Annotated in this window: 16 protein-coding genes and 1 pseudogene; 6 read left to right on the forward strand and 11 right to left on the reverse strand. The window is 41.1% G+C overall.

Annotated elements, in window-relative coordinates; all coding sequences use genetic code 11:
• Positions 1 to 112: 112 nt before the first annotated feature.
• The 4 genes from Q0688_RS19270 to Q0688_RS19285 are packed head-to-tail and all read right to left on the reverse strand — an operon-like array spanning position 113 to position 5,893.
• Complete coding sequence (locus Q0688_RS19270; protein WP_299081046.1) at positions 113 to 514, reverse strand: DUF1801 domain-containing protein; 402 nt, start codon at positions 512 to 514, stop codon at positions 113 to 115.
• Positions 514 to 1,725 carry an FAD-dependent monooxygenase gene (locus Q0688_RS19275; protein WP_299081049.1) on the reverse strand — a complete coding sequence of 404 codons (1,212 nt, stop codon included), beginning with the start codon at positions 1,723 to 1,725 and terminating at the stop codon, positions 514 to 516. The genes Q0688_RS19270 and Q0688_RS19275 overlap by 1 nt, the downstream gene beginning before the upstream one ends.
• Positions 1,725 to 4,829 (reverse strand): efflux RND transporter permease subunit, encoded by a 3,105-nt coding sequence (locus Q0688_RS19280; RefSeq protein ID WP_299081052.1) that lies wholly within the window; start codon positions 4,827 to 4,829, stop codon positions 1,725 to 1,727. The genes Q0688_RS19275 and Q0688_RS19280 overlap by 1 nt, the downstream gene beginning before the upstream one ends.
• Positions 4,829 to 5,893, reverse strand: a complete 1,065-nt coding sequence (locus Q0688_RS19285; protein ID WP_299081055.1) for an efflux RND transporter periplasmic adaptor subunit — start codon at positions 5,891 to 5,893, stop codon at positions 4,829 to 4,831. Before Q0688_RS19285 ends, Q0688_RS19280 begins: the two co-directional genes overlap by 1 nt.
• 200 nt (positions 5,894 to 6,093) lie before the next feature.
• On the opposite strand from Q0688_RS19285, the gene Q0688_RS19290 reads away from it, so the two are divergent.
• The 5 genes from Q0688_RS19290 to Q0688_RS19310 all read left to right on the forward strand — a co-directional run bounded on the left by Q0688_RS19290 (position 6,094) and on the right by Q0688_RS19310 (position 11,030).
• Positions 6,094 to 6,618: a hypothetical protein gene (locus tag Q0688_RS19290; protein WP_299081058.1), complete on the forward strand. Its 525-nt coding sequence runs from the start codon at positions 6,094 to 6,096 to the stop codon at positions 6,616 to 6,618.
• Between the two features lie 118 nt (positions 6,619 to 6,736).
• Entirely contained in the window at positions 6,737 to 7,423 is a 687-nt protein-coding gene (locus Q0688_RS19295) for a methylamine utilization protein (protein ID WP_299081061.1), read from the forward strand.
• 4 nt (positions 7,424 to 7,427) lie between these two features.
• Entirely contained in the window at positions 7,428 to 9,749 is a 2,322-nt protein-coding gene (locus Q0688_RS19300; protein ID WP_299081063.1) for a GGDEF domain-containing phosphodiesterase, read from the forward strand.
• Positions 9,750 to 9,763: 14 nt separating this feature from the next.
• Positions 9,764 to 10,609 (forward strand): DUF3034 family protein, encoded by an 846-nt coding sequence (locus tag Q0688_RS19305; protein ID WP_299081066.1) that lies wholly within the window; start codon positions 9,764 to 9,766, stop codon positions 10,607 to 10,609.
• Between the two features lie 4 nt (positions 10,610 to 10,613).
• Positions 10,614 to 11,030 carry a group 1 truncated hemoglobin gene (locus tag Q0688_RS19310; RefSeq protein ID WP_299081070.1) on the forward strand — a complete coding sequence of 139 codons (417 nt, stop codon included), beginning with the start codon at positions 10,614 to 10,616 and terminating at the stop codon, positions 11,028 to 11,030.
• A 17-nt stretch (positions 11,031 to 11,047) separates the two neighbouring features.
• Here Q0688_RS19310 and Q0688_RS19315 read toward each other — a convergent pair whose 3' ends face one another.
• The 6 genes from Q0688_RS19315 to Q0688_RS19340 form a co-directional block, all read right to left on the reverse strand.
• Positions 11,048 to 12,040 (reverse strand): phospholipase A, encoded by a 993-nt coding sequence (locus tag Q0688_RS19315; RefSeq protein ID WP_299081075.1) that lies wholly within the window; start codon positions 12,038 to 12,040, stop codon positions 11,048 to 11,050.
• Positions 12,041 to 12,165: 125 nt separating this feature from the next.
• Entirely contained in the window at positions 12,166 to 13,092 is a 927-nt protein-coding gene (locus Q0688_RS19320; protein ID WP_299081084.1) for a class I SAM-dependent methyltransferase, read from the reverse strand.
• A gap of 44 nt (positions 13,093 to 13,136) precedes the next feature.
• Positions 13,137 to 14,162 (reverse strand): ACR3 family arsenite efflux transporter, encoded by a 1,026-nt coding sequence (gene arsB / locus Q0688_RS19325; protein WP_299081087.1) that lies wholly within the window; start codon positions 14,160 to 14,162, stop codon positions 13,137 to 13,139.
• 11 nt (positions 14,163 to 14,173) lie between these two features.
• Positions 14,174 to 14,893, reverse strand: coding sequence for an arsenical resistance protein ArsH (gene arsH, locus Q0688_RS19330; RefSeq protein ID WP_299081090.1), 720 nt, complete (start codon positions 14,891 to 14,893; stop codon positions 14,174 to 14,176).
• Positions 14,893 to 15,363 carry an arsenate reductase ArsC gene (locus tag Q0688_RS19335; protein ID WP_299081094.1) on the reverse strand — a complete coding sequence of 157 codons (471 nt, stop codon included), beginning with the start codon at positions 15,361 to 15,363 and terminating at the stop codon, positions 14,893 to 14,895. Before Q0688_RS19335 ends, arsH begins: the two co-directional genes overlap by 1 nt.
• A 21-nt stretch (positions 15,364 to 15,384) precedes the next feature.
• Positions 15,385 to 15,732, reverse strand: coding sequence for a metalloregulator ArsR/SmtB family transcription factor (locus tag Q0688_RS19340; protein ID WP_299081097.1), 348 nt, complete (start codon positions 15,730 to 15,732; stop codon positions 15,385 to 15,387).
• Positions 15,733 to 16,156: 424 nt separating this feature from the next.
• Between Q0688_RS19340 and Q0688_RS19345 the strand changes: the two are divergent.
• Positions 16,157 to 16,555 (forward strand): annotated as a pseudogene (locus Q0688_RS19345) (YgjP-like metallopeptidase domain-containing protein); the annotation flags it as partial.
• Between the two features lie 67 nt (positions 16,556 to 16,622).
• On the opposite strand, the gene Q0688_RS19350 reads toward Q0688_RS19345, so the two are convergent.
• Positions 16,623 to 16,979 (reverse strand): hypothetical protein, encoded by a 357-nt coding sequence (locus tag Q0688_RS19350; RefSeq protein WP_299081103.1) that lies wholly within the window; start codon positions 16,977 to 16,979, stop codon positions 16,623 to 16,625.
• Between the last annotated feature and the right edge of the window lie 186 nt (positions 16,980 to 17,165).

Consider the following 17,165-nt stretch of genomic DNA (forward strand, 5'->3'; position numbering starts at 1 on the left):
TTCCTTAAAATGTGGGGAAATCTTAGGTGTTTGAATTAAATCATTGGAAATATAATAGTTGAATGGCACATTAAAGTATTATTGTTTGTGGTTATGGTGTGTAATAAATTAACTATTTTCGGCAATGATAAGTGAGCGCCAAATAGATGAATTGTTTCACAACATCAGTCGCTATGGGTTGATCGCTATCAAATAACACCCCACGATTTTTATTATATTTTAAATGTGGATAGGCCACTTGAAACTCTGCCACTAAATTGGTTTGACAGTGTACATACAAACCGTATTCAGTTGCATTAGACTTAGGGCGAGATAACCTTAATGTAGTGCCTGATTTAGGTTGCTTTGTTACATAACTGGGTGAATCCCACTTTATACATTCTTCTAGCTCGCCTATTTGCTCATTCTGTTGTGCAATTTCAAAAACCCATTTTCGAATGGTTAACAGGCATTTTTTAATTGGAGAAGGATATTGCGCAAATACCTGCTGAACCTCGGCACTGTTAAATTCCATCACACATACCTCCTTTGTTCTAACTGCTTAACAATATTGTACCCATAAATATCGTCAAGCTGGTTAGCCGCCAGAAGGTCGCTTAATCCAACGTTTGCCAGCCCTGAAAGTACCGCCAGTTTAGCGCGCCCCAAAGATGAGTTCATATGATACAAAGCAGCGTTTTTTCTAGCCTTAAGTTGAATATAGCGAGTGCGCTTTAAACGCAAGTTTTGATAATCTTGTAGTGCAGCCTGAGTGCTTTTTGCAAATACCAAACAATGTGCCAGAGCATAACTATCTTCTATGGCCATCGCTGCTCCTTGGGCTAAAAATGGCAACATGGGATGGCACGCATCTCCCAGTAAAGCAACCTTGCCATCTACCCACTGTGCCAAGGGCTTTCTGTCATATAAGGCCCATAAAAAACAACTGTCTGTAGCGCTTAAAAGCTCTGTGACTTCGGGGTGCCATCCATTAAAAGCTTGTTGTAGTTCATTAATATTTCCTGGTTCATTCCACGATTCTTTGTGCCAATTTGCTCGTTCTTGCACAGCTACAAAGTTCACCAACTCGCCGCCACGTAAATAATAGCTAACAAAATGTTTATTAGGCCCCACCCACAAATTGGCATTGGGTTTGATTAAGCCTTTGGGGAGCTTGTTAGCCGCAATCACACCGCGCCAAGCCACTTGTCCGGTAAAATCTGCAGGCGATGGCCCTAGCATACTGCCTTGGATTGTCGATTTAATGCCATCCGCTGCAATCAGAAGTTCGGCTTCTAAACAGCGGTCATTTTTCATCTTAATCTTAAGCTTTTCACTAGACTGCTCATAACTTTGTACCTCTTGCCCTAAGTGAATACTTACTTTTAGCTGTTCACAGGCTTCAAGCAAAATCGTATGTAAATCAAAGCGATGAATATGCAGATAATCCGCTGAAAACTTATGTGTGGCAGCATCACCTAGAGGGACAGAAAAGTAGTGTTTGCCCGTTTTATAGTGGCGCATCACGGCTGCAGTAGGACGAAAGGCTTTGGTTTTGACTGTATCGGCTATACCAAGTGCTTGCAGCACATGCATGGCGTTAGAGCTAAGCTGTAAACCTGCCCCCACTTCGGTTAACTTTTGAGTTTGCTCATAAACAGTGACCTTAAAGCCACGTTTTGCCAGCGCCAAAGCGGCGCACAAACCACCTATTCCTGCACCTGCAATGACAATATTTTTACTCATTACAGTTGTTTCTGCGCCGCTTCAATCTCTAGATTTAGGCGTTTTTCTTCATCGGCTTTAGGGCGCGTAAAACGCGCTAAAGCGTAATACAACACTGGGGTTAAAAATAGCGTAAATACCACCGCCAAACCTAATCCACCAAATACCACCCAGCCAATAGCATTGCGTGCTTCTGCTCCCGCGCCTGTGGATAATATAAGGGGCAGGCCACCTAAGATAGTCGACACCAAGGTCATCATAATTGGACGTAACCGTACCCTACCCGCTTCAATAATGGCTTGTTTCACGTCCATACCAGCATCACGAAGTTGATTGGCAAACTCCACCAGCAAAATAGAGTTTTTGGCTAATAGCCCAATCAACATCACTAAACCTATTTGTGAATAAATATTGACGGATGTACCCGTAAAATACAGGGCATATATGGCCGCGGCAATGCCAAAAGGAACGGTTAACATCACCACAAATGCGCTGTTAAAACTTTCAAATTGCGCGGCCAGCACTAACATCACGATCAAAAATGCAAGTACATAGGTCAACATCACTTGTTGATTGGTTTCTTGGAAGGTTTGTGCTTCACCCAAAAATACTACACCTATACCCGTTGGCAAAGTGCTGTTAGCCAATGCGCGAATGCCAGTAACCGCTTGCTCTATGGTCACCTCGGCAGGTAAGTCCATTTCTAGTTCAATGGCGCGGCGCTGCGCGTGACGCTCTAGTTCTGCTGCCACACCTTCTTCGGTTACATAAGCCACGCTTGAAAGCGGCACTAGGTTACCTTTGCTCGAGCTGACGTATAAATTTAGAATGCTGTTGGGATCGAGTGAATTACGGTTACTGGCCTGTAAGATAATCGGCACCGCCTGATCATTCACATTTAAGTCAACAATATCATCACCGTTAATGGCCGCACGTAGGGTGCGTGATACATCATCAAAGGCCACACCTAATTCTTCTGCGCGACGCCGGTCGATACTTACTCTTAGCTGTGGTTGAGTAGGTTCGTATGAAATTTTGACCTTGCCTAGCTCGGGTAGTGTGTCTTCAATTTGTTTTGAAAAGTCGAGGGCGGCTTGGTAAATATCTAAATAATTATCACCCGTAAGTGCCATTTCAAAACCGCCACCAAAACCTCTTAAATTCAAACTATTACTGCCAAACGCACGGCCCGGTGCGCCTGCTACTTGGGATAACATAGGGCGAAGTTCATTGATGATCTGCTGCTGCGAACGCTCTCTGTCTTCCCATTTGGTTAATGGTACTGTGATAAACAAGATATTAGGATCCCATCTGCCTACTGCTGTGTACAGCGAGGCTATCTCGCCTTGGTTAATATTGGGTAGTAACAACTCTTCGGTTTTTAAGGCTTGTCTGTCCATAAAATTAATGCCTGTGCCATCGGGGCCACGGGCAAATATACGGATCACGCCTCTATCTTCTGGCGGCAACAGCTCGTTATCTAGCTGATTAAATAGGTAGTAAGCGCCCACTGCCACAAGCGAACAAGCTATGACCACAGCAACCGAATATCTTAAAACAAAGTGCAATGAACGTTCATAACCGCTAACACACGCCATGCCAAAACGGGCTAATAAACCAGCCTGCTTTTGTTTCGATACATCAATTGCGGGGATTTTAGCGGTCAGTGCAGGCACTAATGACAAAGCCACAAAAGAAGAAATAATCACACTGCCGGCCAATACGCCGCCAAACTCTCTGAACAATCGCCCAGCCGTTGAAGGCAAAAACGAAATGGGCACAAACACTGCTACTAAAACGGCTGTGGTGGCAATTACAGCAAAAAACACTTCACGGGTACCAATGACGGCTGCGGCTCTGGCGCCCATACCTGCGGCTCTGCGGCGCTGAATATTTTCAGATACCACTATGGCATCGTCTACAATCAATCCGGTTGCCAGCACCAAGGCCAACAAGGTTAAAATATTTACTGAAAAACCAAGTACCCAAAGAATGGCCAACGAGCCAATTAACGACACCGGAATAGCCAAAGCCGGTATTAAGGTGGCTCTAAACTTGCCAATAAATACCAGCAAGGTCAGGATAACTAAGCCAATGGTCAATACCAAAGATTGCAACACTTCGTCGACTGAATCGCGAATAAATTCGGCATCGTCTGAAGTGACTGTCATTTCCAAGTCGGGAAAGCGTTGCCGTAAACCATCCACCATAGCTAACACTTCATCGGAAATTTCAATGGTGTTAGAGCGGGCTTGTCTTATCACGCCCACGCCTATAACTGGCTTACCATCTAAACGTACTATGCTGCGTAAATCAGCGGGACCAAAATATACGCTGGCTACATCACCCACTTTAACGTCACCTGAAATAACAATGTCACGCACGTCTTGTTCGTTTACTGAGGTGGCATCCGCACGCACTATTAGCTGATGATCAGTAGAACGAATACTGCCAGCAGGCACATCAAAAGGGGCGGTGCGAAGGGCATTGGCTACATCAGAAATAGACAACTGAAAACTGGTCAGTCGCAAGTTATCTACGCTCACCCGCAACACCCGTTGCCGATCGCCATCGAGGCGCACATCAGCAACTCCCGGTACATTTAAAAATAATGGTGCTAAGTCAGTTTCGACTATATCGGTGAGGGTTTCTAAGTCGTATTTTTCACTTGAAACCGCAATATTTACCACGCTTTGTGCGTCGTTGTCGGCTTTAACTATGGATACTTGTTCTACTTCTTCCGGCAATCTTCGCTGAATGCGGGCTACAGATTCACGGGTTTCATTGGCCGCATCTTCGATATCGATACCGGGGCGAAATTCCACACGAATGCGACTATTGCCTTCTTCACTTTGGGCGCGAATGGCTTTAACGCCGCTGACTCTGGCGACAGCGCCTTCGAGTCGACTCGTGACTTCAGTGTCTACGGTTTCAGGGGCCGCACCTGGATAGTTAGCGCTTACGGTGATGATGGGCCTGTCGACATCTGGCAACTCGCGCACTTCTAAGGCATAAAAGGCGGCAATACCTGCAGTGACTATCAGTAGATTTAAGACTAAAATCAGTACCGGTCTGCGGATCGATAATGAGGGTAAGTCATCTTTGAATAAGTTATTTTTAAACACTAGTCTGACGCCTTTTGTTTTGAGCTGGCATTTTTATCTAACTTGTTCTGAATATTTAACGCTTGGGAGTCGCGCAGCCCTTGGATCCCTTCGGTAATTAAGGTTTGGCCATCACTTAAATTACCCGTCACTAAAATTCGACCTCTTAATCGTTGCGCTATTTGTACATCAACCCGTTTCGCTTTGTTATCTTGTGCCAACCACACAAAAGCTCCATTTGCGCCCCAAGATAACGCAGCCTCGGGGATAGCCACATACATTTCACCGCGCACATCTAGTGAGACTCTAAAGCTCATCCCAGGACGGTATTGATCGTTTTGATTATTAAGCAAGGCGCGGGCCCTAATAGTTCTATCTTGAGTACTCACGCGAGAGTCAATTTCAACCACTTGGGCAGGTAACAGGGTCATTCTGTCAGTCCAAGGTTGCAACTCCACCTGAGGCTTTTCAATCAAATAAGACACAGCCAATTCAGGGGCGACAAAATTGACAAAAAGTTCCTTTCTATCATCTAAAGTGGTGATTTGCGTTTGCGGCGTGATGCGGTCGCCCACTTCTACCTCTGTTAACCCCACTATACCGTCAAAAGGTGCCCTAACTAATCTGTCTGCTTTGTTTTTCTTTGCCTCGAGTAAGCTAACTTCGGCCAATCTATAGGCTGTGGTGGCGTCATCCACTTCTCGTTCGGTCACTGCCCCCTGCTTAAGACTGCGCTTTACACGTTGCAGATTGCGTTTGGCATCTTCGAGTTCAATTTCTGCTCGCTGCATATTAACGTCTTGCAGGCGGCTATCTAAGGTAACCAGTACTTCACCTTTCTTGACGGCCTGACCAGGCGCAAACTGTATGGCAGTAACCTCATCTGAAACACTTGCAAAAAGCGTGACAGAACGCTTTGCTTGGGCCGTACCTACCGCCTCGATTTGAGTGGTTTCATATTCAAAATTTAAACGATCAACCATCACTATTCGGGGGCGATCGGCTCCACGAGATTGAGCGGAAACTGGCTGAGAGAAATAAAACCAACCTAATAAAACCAAAAAAATGAATAAATGCGACGACATATTTGTGAGGGTCCCTGAGTAATGACAAACCTGAAAAGTGTTATGACAACAAATAACGTATATTGGTCGGTTTTTCTATAAATATATTTAGGGTCTGTTGCACTTTGCTGAATGATTGCGCAGCAGCCCCTAAAGTTTACTTTAGGAACAAAGCCAAAATGCTACTATGTCCTTGATGTAATTTTATAAGGAGTAAAGTTGTGTTTAAAAAAATAATTCTAATTGTTGTTAGTTTTGCTATGAGTATCTCAGCTGTATCTTCTCAAATGAATAGCACAGTTCAAGTTATAAAAATAAACACGCTCAACCAAACATTGGCAAAACAGTTTCCAATAGAAAAGTCTTTTCAAGGAATTGCTGCAACATTTTCTAATGCCAAAGTACTTTTAGATCCATTAGAACATTCAATAGAATTGCAACTGACTGCTACTTCAATGAATCAAGGTGAAGATTTTAGCGCCACCCTAATATTTACGGGTGATCTGCAATATCATTCTTTTTCAGAGTCTTATATTTTTGAAAATTTGCAATTAGACAGTTTTAAGATAGAAAACGACACCTTTGCCAACTCTGCTCCTTTAATAAAATCGATAAAACAAAGTTTAATCAATGATTTCGACGATTTAGTCTTAATTCGTATTGATGATTTGGATAGTTTTATCCCGAGACACCCCGCAGCTAACATTAAAATATATACAGGGCAATTGAAACTAATTTGGAAATGACAAAAACCAATGCAAACGTATCTAAAATTTAAAGGTTTTGTTAGATTGTTATAACTAATTGTATTTATATGTGATTTATATGTTTTTGAGTTTTTCCGGAGCAAAAAGAACGAGTACGATGAATGCATCAATATTTGCTTCGAAGTTGAGCTTTGGGGTTAAATTAACGTTCAAAAACTGTCTTTGGATTGTTTTTATGATGGGCTGCAGTAAGGTATTCGCCGAATCAATTCGGGTTGTAGATCAATTTGGCAACCCCGTTGAAAATGCTGTTATTAGTTTTAATGAAGACGCTCAAAACACGCCAGATATCTCCGACATAGCCGTAATGGATCAAGTCAACGTACAATTTTCTCCAGAAGTATTAGTCATTCAAAAAAATCAGCAAGTCTCTTTTCCAAATAGCGACAATACCCGTCACCATATCTATAGCTTTTCTAAACCCAAACCCTTTGAAATAAAAATGTATCACGGTGGGGAATCAAAACAGTTAGCTTTTGAGCAATCCGGCATAGTTGTTCTAGGATGCAACATTCATGACCAAATGATTGGTTATATCTATGTTGCTGAAAATGAAAACACCGCCATTACCAACAAACTAGGTATTGCACAAATCCCTAAAGCCGACATGCAAATTAAGCTTTGGCACCCAAGGTTATCTACAAATAAAATAACAAGGCAAGAAATTCAATTGCCAACAGTAATCACCGAGTCCCCTTTTTCTATTCAACTCACATTAGTTGAAGAAGTATTGCCTAAGAAACAAAACACCTTTAAGTCCAAAAAATCTTGGAAGAGGAAATAAATAGTTGACTAGTTCTCCTCTAAATCAAAGTATCTTTAGGCTAGTTGTTGGCCTTGTTTTGTTAACTGCAGTAACCATTTTTATCAATGTGTGGATGGCAAATGACGAGCAAACGCGAGATAAGTTTGCTCGAGATTTATCCATCGCTGAGAGCGTACTGCAACGTGTTTTAAAGAGCAGAGAAGATTTACTTTACAATTCAGCTGCTGTGCTTACCGATGATTGGGGGTTTAAAGAAGCGGTAGCGTCTGGGGACAAAGGTACCATCGACAGTGTTTTGCATAATCATGGTCAAAGAATTGAAGCAGATTTAATGGCACTCATTTCTTTACAGGGAGATTCTATTACAAGTGTGCCCTCAACCTTAGCCGAAGGTCAGGCATTTCCATATCTTGACGTTATAGAAACAGTTGTTGAACAAGGCGGCTACTCTTCATTGATGATGATCGATAATCAGCTATACCAAGTTATTTTATTGACTGTAGACGCACCTACACCTATAGCAATTACGCTTGTTGGATTTAAATTAGGTGATGCCATTCTCAATCAATTAAAAGACATCACCCAACTTGAAACAACATTACAAGTTTATATTCAACAAAACGAAATATTCAAAATAAGTACCTTAGATGCGCCACTTGCGGAACAGGCGATCTCTCAAGTCAACTTACAACCTTCATGGTTATCCTTAACTATTACTAACGAAGTTCCTTTTGTTTCGCAACAATTTACTCTAGACGAAAGCTCAAACCATAGCGCTATTATTACTTTATCTGAAGATGCTCAAAGGCTATTTGCCGATTTTAAATCGCTACAAATAAATATTTCGGTATTAGGTATTCTGGTTATTATACTGGCTTCGTTATTAGCCGCGTTATTCTCACAAAAAATTTCTAAACCCTTGGTTGTTTTGGCAGACATAGCTAAACGAATTAGTATTGGTGACTATAGTAAAAATCCTACTGTGCGTACCAAAACGACTGAAGTTAGTTTGTTATCTGAAGCCTTTAGTACTATGCAAAAAAATGTACAGACCCGTGAAGAAGAAATAAATTACCGCTCCACTCACGATGCATTAACGTCATTATTCAATAGGCAACATATTAAAGCTGAAATTGAAAAAAGGTTCTCTGGCAATACTCCTTTTTTGGCCATTGGGATAAATATATTTGGGTTTCGCGGCATCAACGATATTTTTGGTTATCATAATGGTGATCTTTGTTTAACTGAGTTAGCTAATCGTTTATCACATTTCAAAGGAGTAGCAGCAAGGTTAACTGGGGGGGAATTACTATGGTTACCCCATGAGGATCCCTCGCAACAAGAAATAGAAAGGTTAAAGTCAGCTCTTGAAGAGCCATTTGACACAGGTAATGTAACTATAAATATTAAAGTTGCTATGGGCATAATAGCTTGCCCTAAAGATGCAAATAACGCTGAACAAGTATTTAAAAGGCTAAATATTGTACTTGATGAAGCACAAATCACTCGAAATTTTATATTGCCTTATTGCAGCAAATTAGAAGCGCGCTACTCAAGACGTTTAGAAATTATTACTGAGCTAAGAAATACCTTAGAACATAAAATTGGAGAGTTGAGCCTCAATTATCAACCAAAACTTGATTTAAAAACAAACAAAGTTACTCACGTTGAAGCCTTAATAAGATGGACAAACGCTCGTTTAGGGTTTGTTTCTCCTGAGGATTTTATTGCCATAGCTGAACAAGCTGGTTTTATCGACAAAATCACCCATTGGGTTATTGGGACAGCCATTAGCGATGCAGTAAAATTCCGAGAAGCTAAGGTAGATGTGTCGATCGCCATAAACCTTTCAACAAAAGACATTATGGATCCCGCTTTACTTCCAAATGTAATGGCATTGCTCAACCAACAAAATTTGCAAGCAGGGAGCTTGTCTTTTGAAATCACCGAAGGTGATCTGGTTAAAGATCACGAAAAGGCAATTTTGCACCTTCAAGGATTCAGAGATAAAGGCTTCGAAATCGCGATTGACGATTTTGGCACTGGATACTCTTCTATGGCTTATTTGCAAAACTTACCGGTGGATACACTTAAGGTAGATAAAAGTTTTGTACTCAATCTAAATGAACAAGAAGGCGATCAAAAAATAGTTAAAACCGTTATTAGTTTGGCTCATAGTTTTAACATGAATGTAGTTGCCGAAGGAATTGAAAACGTTGAAGCACTGGCACTATTAGCTGAATGGGGCTGCGAATTGGCACAAGGTTATCACATTTGCAAACCGACTCCGGCTGATAATCTTATCGCTTGGTATAACGATAATCTAGAAACAAAATGGTTATAAAAAAGGAAAACAATATGGGTATTTCTTGGTCTAGAGCCATCGGATTATTTCTTTGCCTTTTTATCATTACGGCACAGGCCAGTGATGGGAAATTAATTGGCACTGCAGGGTTAAATCAAATTGAGGGCAGTGGTGGTGGTGGTATCGTGCCTTGGGCAACTTTAGCTGGTTACGATAGCCGAGATGAAATTTCGGTTAATGCTTTTACTACCCAAGTAGATATTGACGATTTTCGCCTCAACGTCTTAGGTGTTAGTGCATCATTTTACGATCGCGTTGAATTAAGTGTCGCCCAACATAGATTTGATTTAAAAACACTTGGCGGCGACATAAAGCAAAATGTTTATGGGTTTAAATACCGTATATCCGGAGATGTGGTTTATTCAAAATGGCCACAGCTAAGCGTAGGAATTCAGCATAAAAAATTGGATGACGGCAGTATTGCAGCTGCAGTTGGGGCTGTTGATAACAGCAGTGGCACCGATATTTATTTAGCCGCAACCAAAGTTCACTTAGGCGCCATTGCTGGTTTTAACGCGGTGTGGAACGTGACAGCCAGAGCCACAAAAGCCAACCAACTTGGGCTTTTAGGATATGGAGGAGTTAGCAACGATAGCTATGAAATAATGGCCGAAGCTTCTGCAGGTGTTCTGTTCAATCGTCACTTTGCTATTGGGGTTGAGTATCGACAAAAACCCGATAATTTAGGTCTTGGTGAAGAAGACTGGTTCGACATTTTTGCTACCTATATCCCCTCCAAGAATTTAAGCTTTACTCTGGCCTGGGCTGAACTTGGCAGCATCGCAGGTGCAAAAGATCAAAAAGGCTTATATCTTTCACTTAACGGACAACTTTGGTAACCATATGAAAAATTTAATTTTAGTATTATTAACCAGCCTGATGTTAAGTGCATGTGCCAGTAACAATTCGAGTATTTATCAGCAACTAGGTGGCCAACCAAAAGTTGAAGAAATAGTCGATAATTTTATCACTGAAATTGAATATGACGCTGTCATGTTTGAATTCTTTAAAGACTCAGATATTGACCGATTTAGAGAAAAGCTTATCGAACATCTGTGCTTACTCACCAATGGTCCGTGTAAGTACACAGGTGATACCATGGAACAGGTGCATGCAGGAATGAACATCACTGAAGCCGACTTTAACCATGGCGTCGACTTATTTATCAATGCCATGACAAAAGCAGATGTGCCGCACCCAATACAAAATAAAGTATTAGCCGAGATGATCCATACCCGAGACCAAATGATTTACCGCTGAATCTCTTGGTCTAATTTCTATAACCAATTAGTTAATTTAAAACCAATGCCTAACCTTTGAGAATGATGGTTGTAGTAAATCAGACTTTCACCATAGCCATTAAAGTACTCGACATACCCCTGAATTCGGCCATTTATGGGGAATGACCATCCTAGTTGAATTGAGCCTCTGTTATCTTCTGTACGTAGGTTATTGCGAAACATAAATTCTAAAGAGTGCTTGTCGGCAATACTCCATAACCCGCCTAATTCACCATAACCTAGATATTTTTCAATATCGGGATTATCGTCTCCAGCTGGATCAAGAGGGTCAACTTTTTCGTCTTCAGGTATGCGGTACCAAGTTCTTAACCCCCAAACCACATTTTCGGTTGGCGCAAAGGCAAAGCCTAAAATAATTCTGTTCCAGCTACGGGATAGTTGCCCAGTTTGTCCATTGGATTGATGATTAAAAGATAAGGACGTTTGTTCAATGGGCAAACCTAATAATGTCCAAGAATGGTGATAATTAAAAATGACTTCAGGCTCGTAATTGGTCTCTCGAAAAGGGGCAGAAATACCGCTGTTGTAAGCTTGCCACCAGCTTGTTGTGGTAAAGCCAATTTCTAAATCGAGATCATCGAATAATAAATCTTCTACAGCCAAATACTTTAAAGACACTTGAAATTTTATCTCCAAATCATCAAGTTCAGAATCAATTGCCAAGCCAGCATAGGGGACTTCATCAATGTTAGTGACACTTAGAGGTAGCACAAAATTCGGCTTATGGGGCACGATGGCAAAAGGGTTCTTCGATGCTTGTTTTTCTAACCCAATTCGATGTTTGATTAAAGTAGGTTTTTCATGTCTACAGCTTGCGCGTAATTCGGCCACAGTCTGTTCAGGTGTTGCTTGTTTAAGCGCAATTAGTAAACACTCATCTACGGCATTATGTACAACTGACTCGGTCGCAATGGCAAAATTTACATTGCTGGCCCAAACCCCTAATAATAACAAAACGGCACCTTTCATACGCCAGTACTTCTCCAACTACAACAAGATCCTAAAAGGCGGCTATTTTGACAGCCAAATTGGTGAATGCAAATACTCAAAAAAAATTTTTACTTAAATGTAATGATTTATCCGCAGTTGGAGCCTCAGGGCTCAATATTGTTAGTGTGTTTTGAGCTCGCTACGACAAAGTGTTCGAGTTTAAAAATGTGTTCCTCAGGCAAGGCTCTCCCTACTGGGGCAAAGTACACAGAGTTAAGATCAGCCAGCGTTTTATTTTCTATTAACGAAAATCCATTTTGAGCAAGTAGTGCCTTCATCTCTTCGGCCGAATAAAACGATATCCAAGGCTCCCCCACTTTAGCTGACACGATTTTAATAGTTTCTGCTCGCTGGACCGCTTTTGGGTAGCCTTTACCAAAGCAAGTGACAGGATCTTCATCTAGCAACTCGTCAACGTAAGATATAAAAAAGGTGGCGGGGGTTTGCTTAGTCAGCTTGGCAATCTCTTTAATAGTGGCAGTAACGGCCTCTTTTGAGATGTACTGGGAAACGCCTTCAAGGGTAAAAACGCTAGACTTTGTGCGATCGAATCCCGCAGCCAGAAGCTGTTCTGTTAAAGACTGCTGATTAAAGTCAACAGTTACGTAAGTCACATTTTCTGAATTAGCTATACCTTTTGGGAGTTTAGCGCGTTTTCTTGCCTGAACTTCAGCCTGATCCACTTCAAAAATTTTTAGTGAGGATGGCAAGGCCAGACGATGAGCCCGTAGGTCATACCCCGCTCCCAGAATAACGTATTGCTCTGTACCACTTTTGCCACATTGCTTAATCAGATCATCAATAAAACGGGTTCGCGCAATTAAATGTTGGTGAAAACCAGGGACAAACTTTTGCGTTAACCACACACTAAATTTGTGGCCCATTAGCTTGATAACACTCGCGCCTAGTACAAAGCGATCGGCGTAGAGATCATCAATGATGCGTTTGTCAGGTTTCGCCAAGGACTCAATTAAACGTTGTTTGGCCACCCCTTGAGCTGTGCCATCTTTTCTAAAAATTGAATGACTCATATGCTTCCTTTTATTGAACCCATGCCATTAACTCGGTTGTTGCTCTAAAACCAATGCCGTGTTTTATTCACAAAATACACCAAAGACAACATCACAGGCACTTCCACTAATACCCCAACCACAGTCGCTAAAGCTGCGCCTGAATGTAGACCAAACAGTGAAATTGCCACCGCCACCGCCAGTTCAAAGAAATTAGAAGTACCAATCATACTGGCTGGTGCGGCGACATTGTGAGGCAGTTTTAGACGTTTTGCTAAGAAGTAGGCAATAGCAAAAATGCCATAGGTTTGAATGATTAAGGGGATGACAATCAACACTATAGTTTGCGGCTGGGCCAACACAGTTTGTGCTTGAAAACCAAATAACAGCACCACAGTGGCAAGCAAACCTATGATTGACCAAGGTTTAAGTTTGCCAACAAACTTGTCTACTTCGGGATGGCTATCTGCTCCATGGCTTTTTTTATCTAATAGAGAACGAGTTAATGCGCCAGCCACTAATGGCAACAACACATATAACAGCACTGAAATAAGCAAAGTATTCCAAGGCACTTCAATATCGCTCACACCAAGTAAAATGGCGGTTAAAGGAGCAAAGGCGAAGATCATTATTATGTCGTTGATAGAGACTTGCACTAAAGTGTAATTAGCATCACCTTTGGTCATTTGACTCCATACAAACACCATAGCCGTACAAGGCGCTACGCCTAGCAATATCATACCTGCTATGTATTCGTTAGCCGATTGCGGGTCGACCCAATCAGCAAAAAAACCTTTAAAAAACAACCAACCTAAGGCCGCCATAGTAAAAGGTTTAATCAACCAGTTGATGGCTAGGGTTAACACTAATCCTTTAGGTTTTTTGCCCACATCTTTAATAGATGAAAAATCGATTTGGATCATCATGGGGTACACCATCAACCAAATCAGTACGGCTACCACTATATTCACGTGGGCGTATTCTAAACTTGCCAAAAGCGCAAAAAAGTCTGGGACAACACTGCCCAAAGCCACGCCTGCTAAAATACTTAGCCCTACCCAAACCGATAAATACCGCTCAAATAATCCCATGATATTTCCTTTTAAATTGACCGCTGATTAACACGTTGGCTAACTTGTTCTGCTGTTTCGACTCGCTCTGAATAACGGTCAACCAAATACTCGCTGTTGTCACGGGTTAGCAGCGTAAATTTCATCAGTTCTTCCAACACATCTACAATTCGGTTGTAATAAGATGAGGGTTTCATACGATTGTTATCATCAAACTCCATAAAGGCTTTTGCTACCGAAGACTGGTTAGGAATAGTTAACATCCGCATCCAGCGCCCTAAAATACGCATTTGATTCACGGCGTTAAATGATTGAGAGCCGCCCGATACTTGCATTACGGCTAGGGTTTTGCCTTGAGTAGGTCGCACGCCGCCTAAACTAAGTGGCACCCAATCAATTTGGCTTTTTAAGATGCCGGTCATTGATCCATGACGTTCGGGCGAGCACCATACTTGCCCTTCAGACCACATCATTAGTTCACGCAACTCCACTACTTTTGCGTGGGTAGCATCGTCACTATCGGGCAAAGGTAATCCAGTTGGGTCAAAAATACGGGTTTCTGCGCCCATTGCTTGTAACAAACGAGCGGATTCTTCGACTACCAAGCGACTGAATGATCGCTCACGCAACGAACCGTATAACAATAATATTTTAGGCTTGTGCGCGGCATGTTGGGTAGAAAAATTTTCGATACTAGGCACTTGAAATTGATCAAGGTCAAGGTTTGGCATTGGATTTTTAATTTGAGTCATTATTCGGCTCCTAATCTTGCCAAAGCAGCTTTAAATGCACCTTGGTCGTTTATATCTACATGTAAACTTACTAATTGTTGAACTCGCTGTTTGATTTGCTCAATTGTGTTTTGAAACGCCTCTGCAATTTGTTGCTCACTGCCACGCAACTTTGATGGGTCGGCTAAGCCCCAGTGCACTTTTAAGCTGTTACCAAACCACAAAGGGCAAGACTCACTAGCTGCTGAGTCACAAACCGTTACCACAACATCCGGCTTAAAGTCTTCAAATTCATCCCAAGATTGGCTCGATAAATCGTCTGTGGCAATGCCCGCTTCTTGTAGGTATTTGATTGATAAAGGGTGCACTTCGCCTACAGGTTGACTACCGGCACTTTTGGCGACTATTTTACCGTTAGCGTAGTGATTGGTAATAGCCTCAGACAAAATACTGCGGCAACGGTTATGGGTACAAATATATAAAATTTTCATTCACTGGTATTCCAATAAAAACTAACAGCAATTAGCAGTTAGCGTGGCACTGTCTAGAGAGGTATTATCTAAATTAACTAAACATTCATTTAAGAAAGCTTGATTGGCTTTTGTGGTCAGGGTTAACACTTCTTGCGCCCATTCTGGCAAGCTTTGGGCAATCTGATAAAACACCCATTTTCCCCTTCTGTTATCCGCCAAAATGCCACATTTACGCAGCTCCGCTAAATGCCGCGACACTTTGGGTTGGCTAAGTTGCAATGCGCTAATTAAATCACAGACACATAATTCACCTTTGAGGGTGATCAGCAATAAACACTTCAAACGGGTGTCTTCAGATAAACACTTATAAAAAGCTATGGGATTCATGTGTATTACTTCCAACTCAAAACATATGGAATATCATATATATGAATTTTCATATGTCAATAAAAATGAGAACCTATAGAGAAATTAACATGGCTTCTGGATAAAAGTGTTGTATGAATTAAATTTTTAGATACATTTCAAATGGTTATATGTGTTTTTTAATATATTTATTAAAATTACGTGTTCAATATTTCATCATAAATTTAATTTTGTTACTGTACGGCAATATTGGGTGGTCAAGACACGGAAGAATGGCTTTGATTAAACATGTCCTATGTTCGCTCAGTCACTCATGAGGTAGTTTGGGCGTTAATATCCTTCCTCGCACTTATAAACCGAATTATCTAAAATCCTCACGGCTACTCACAAAGAGATCATGCAGTAAAACTGCTAGAATAAGGTTCTCATTTTCAAGGTTAATTACATGCCCCAAGATTTGTCCTACCTAGCTCATTATCCCGTTCATTTACAAAATGATATCCGTCAATTAATCGATAACAATAAACTCGGAGATTGGTTACGCGGGCGCTATCCAGATGTGCATAACGTAGCTAACGATAATGATCTACGTGATTACACTATGACGTTAAAAAATCAATATTTGAAAAAAACAGCGCCGCTCAGCAAAGTGATATACGACAGCAAAATTCATATCGTCAATCACGCTTTGGGATTGCATAGCTATGTGTCGAGGGTACAGGGCGGCAAATTAAAAAGTAAAAACGAGCTTAGAGTCAGTACCTTGTTTAAACATACGCCCGAGGCGTTTTTAAATATGATAGTAGTACACGAATTAGCCCACCTAAAAGAGAAACAACACAACTATTCCTAACAACCGATTATTGGTTAAATGTTGTCAACTTTTGTTTAGCGATAGTAGATCAACATCGTTAATTAAGTAGCTTGTCAAAAAAGTATAATTTCTTTGAATTTCGATTTAAGGTCCTATTACTATCAGAATGAATATTGGTAAAAATTGTAATTGTAAAAGAGACCTTGTCAGCCTCCACCCCTTTAATTAGTATTTTACTTAAAGTTTGTGGGTCGAAAGCTGAATAACCTATTCCAAGTGCATAAATAATGACATTATTCATTCCGAAAAACACAAAAATAACTAAGAGGTCAATTGCATATAATTTTGATGGGTAAGGAACAATTGCTTCTGTAGCATCCCGAACAGCTATCCATCCAATTATAATATTGGCAACCATCATAAAACTTCCAAGAGAGATAGAAAGAACAAACATTACCTCCTCTACCCCAACCATTTCGGCTTTAATATCCTCACTTATAAATGAAAGTGGAATACCATAAATTAGTGCAGCAAATAAAAGTCCAATTTGTCCTAATAATAGTAATATCCAAAACGCATTGATATAAAATCACTCTGGCTATTAATTATCCATTAATAGCTAAAAGTATACAGAATTTTT

The sequence above is a fragment of the uncultured Paraglaciecola sp. genome (assembly GCF_937123705.1).
GTDB lineage: Bacteria > Pseudomonadota > Gammaproteobacteria > Enterobacterales > Alteromonadaceae > Paraglaciecola.

Excerpts from the sequence above, each read along its gene's own strand:
- Q0688_RS19270 (WP_299081046.1), bottom strand. The coding sequence starts at position 514 with ATGGAATTTAACAGTGCCGAGGTTCAGCAGGTATTTGCGCAATATCCT.
- Q0688_RS19275 (WP_299081049.1), bottom strand. The coding sequence starts at position 1,725 with ATGAGTAAAAATATTGTCATTGCAGGTGCAGGAATAGGTGGTTTGTGC.
- Q0688_RS19285 (WP_299081055.1), bottom strand. The coding sequence starts at position 5,893 with ATGTCGTCGCATTTATTCATTTTTTTGGTTTTATTAGGTTGGTTTTAT.
- Q0688_RS19295 (WP_299081061.1), top strand. The coding sequence starts at position 6,737 with ATGAATGCATCAATATTTGCTTCGAAGTTGAGCTTTGGGGTTAAATTA.
- Q0688_RS19305 (WP_299081066.1), top strand. The coding sequence starts at position 9,764 with ATGGGTATTTCTTGGTCTAGAGCCATCGGATTATTTCTTTGCCTTTTT.
- Q0688_RS19310 (WP_299081070.1), top strand. The coding sequence starts at position 10,614 with ATGAAAAATTTAATTTTAGTATTATTAACCAGCCTGATGTTAAGTGCA.
- Q0688_RS19315 (WP_299081075.1), bottom strand. The coding sequence starts at position 12,040 with ATGAAAGGTGCCGTTTTGTTATTATTAGGGGTTTGGGCCAGCAATGTA.
- Q0688_RS19320 (WP_299081084.1), bottom strand. The coding sequence starts at position 13,092 with ATGAGTCATTCAATTTTTAGAAAAGATGGCACAGCTCAAGGGGTGGCC.
- arsB (WP_299081087.1), bottom strand. The coding sequence starts at position 14,162 with ATGGGATTATTTGAGCGGTATTTATCGGTTTGGGTAGGGCTAAGTATT.
- arsH (WP_299081090.1), bottom strand. The coding sequence starts at position 14,893 with ATGACTCAAATTAAAAATCCAATGCCAAACCTTGACCTTGATCAATTT.
- Q0688_RS19335 (WP_299081094.1), bottom strand. The coding sequence starts at position 15,363 with ATGAAAATTTTATATATTTGTACCCATAACCGTTGCCGCAGTATTTTG.
- Q0688_RS19340 (WP_299081097.1), bottom strand. The coding sequence starts at position 15,732 with ATGAATCCCATAGCTTTTTATAAGTGTTTATCTGAAGACACCCGTTTG.
- Q0688_RS19350 (WP_299081103.1), bottom strand. The coding sequence starts at position 16,979 with ATGTTTGTTCTTTCTATCTCTCTTGGAAGTTTTATGATGGTTGCCAAT.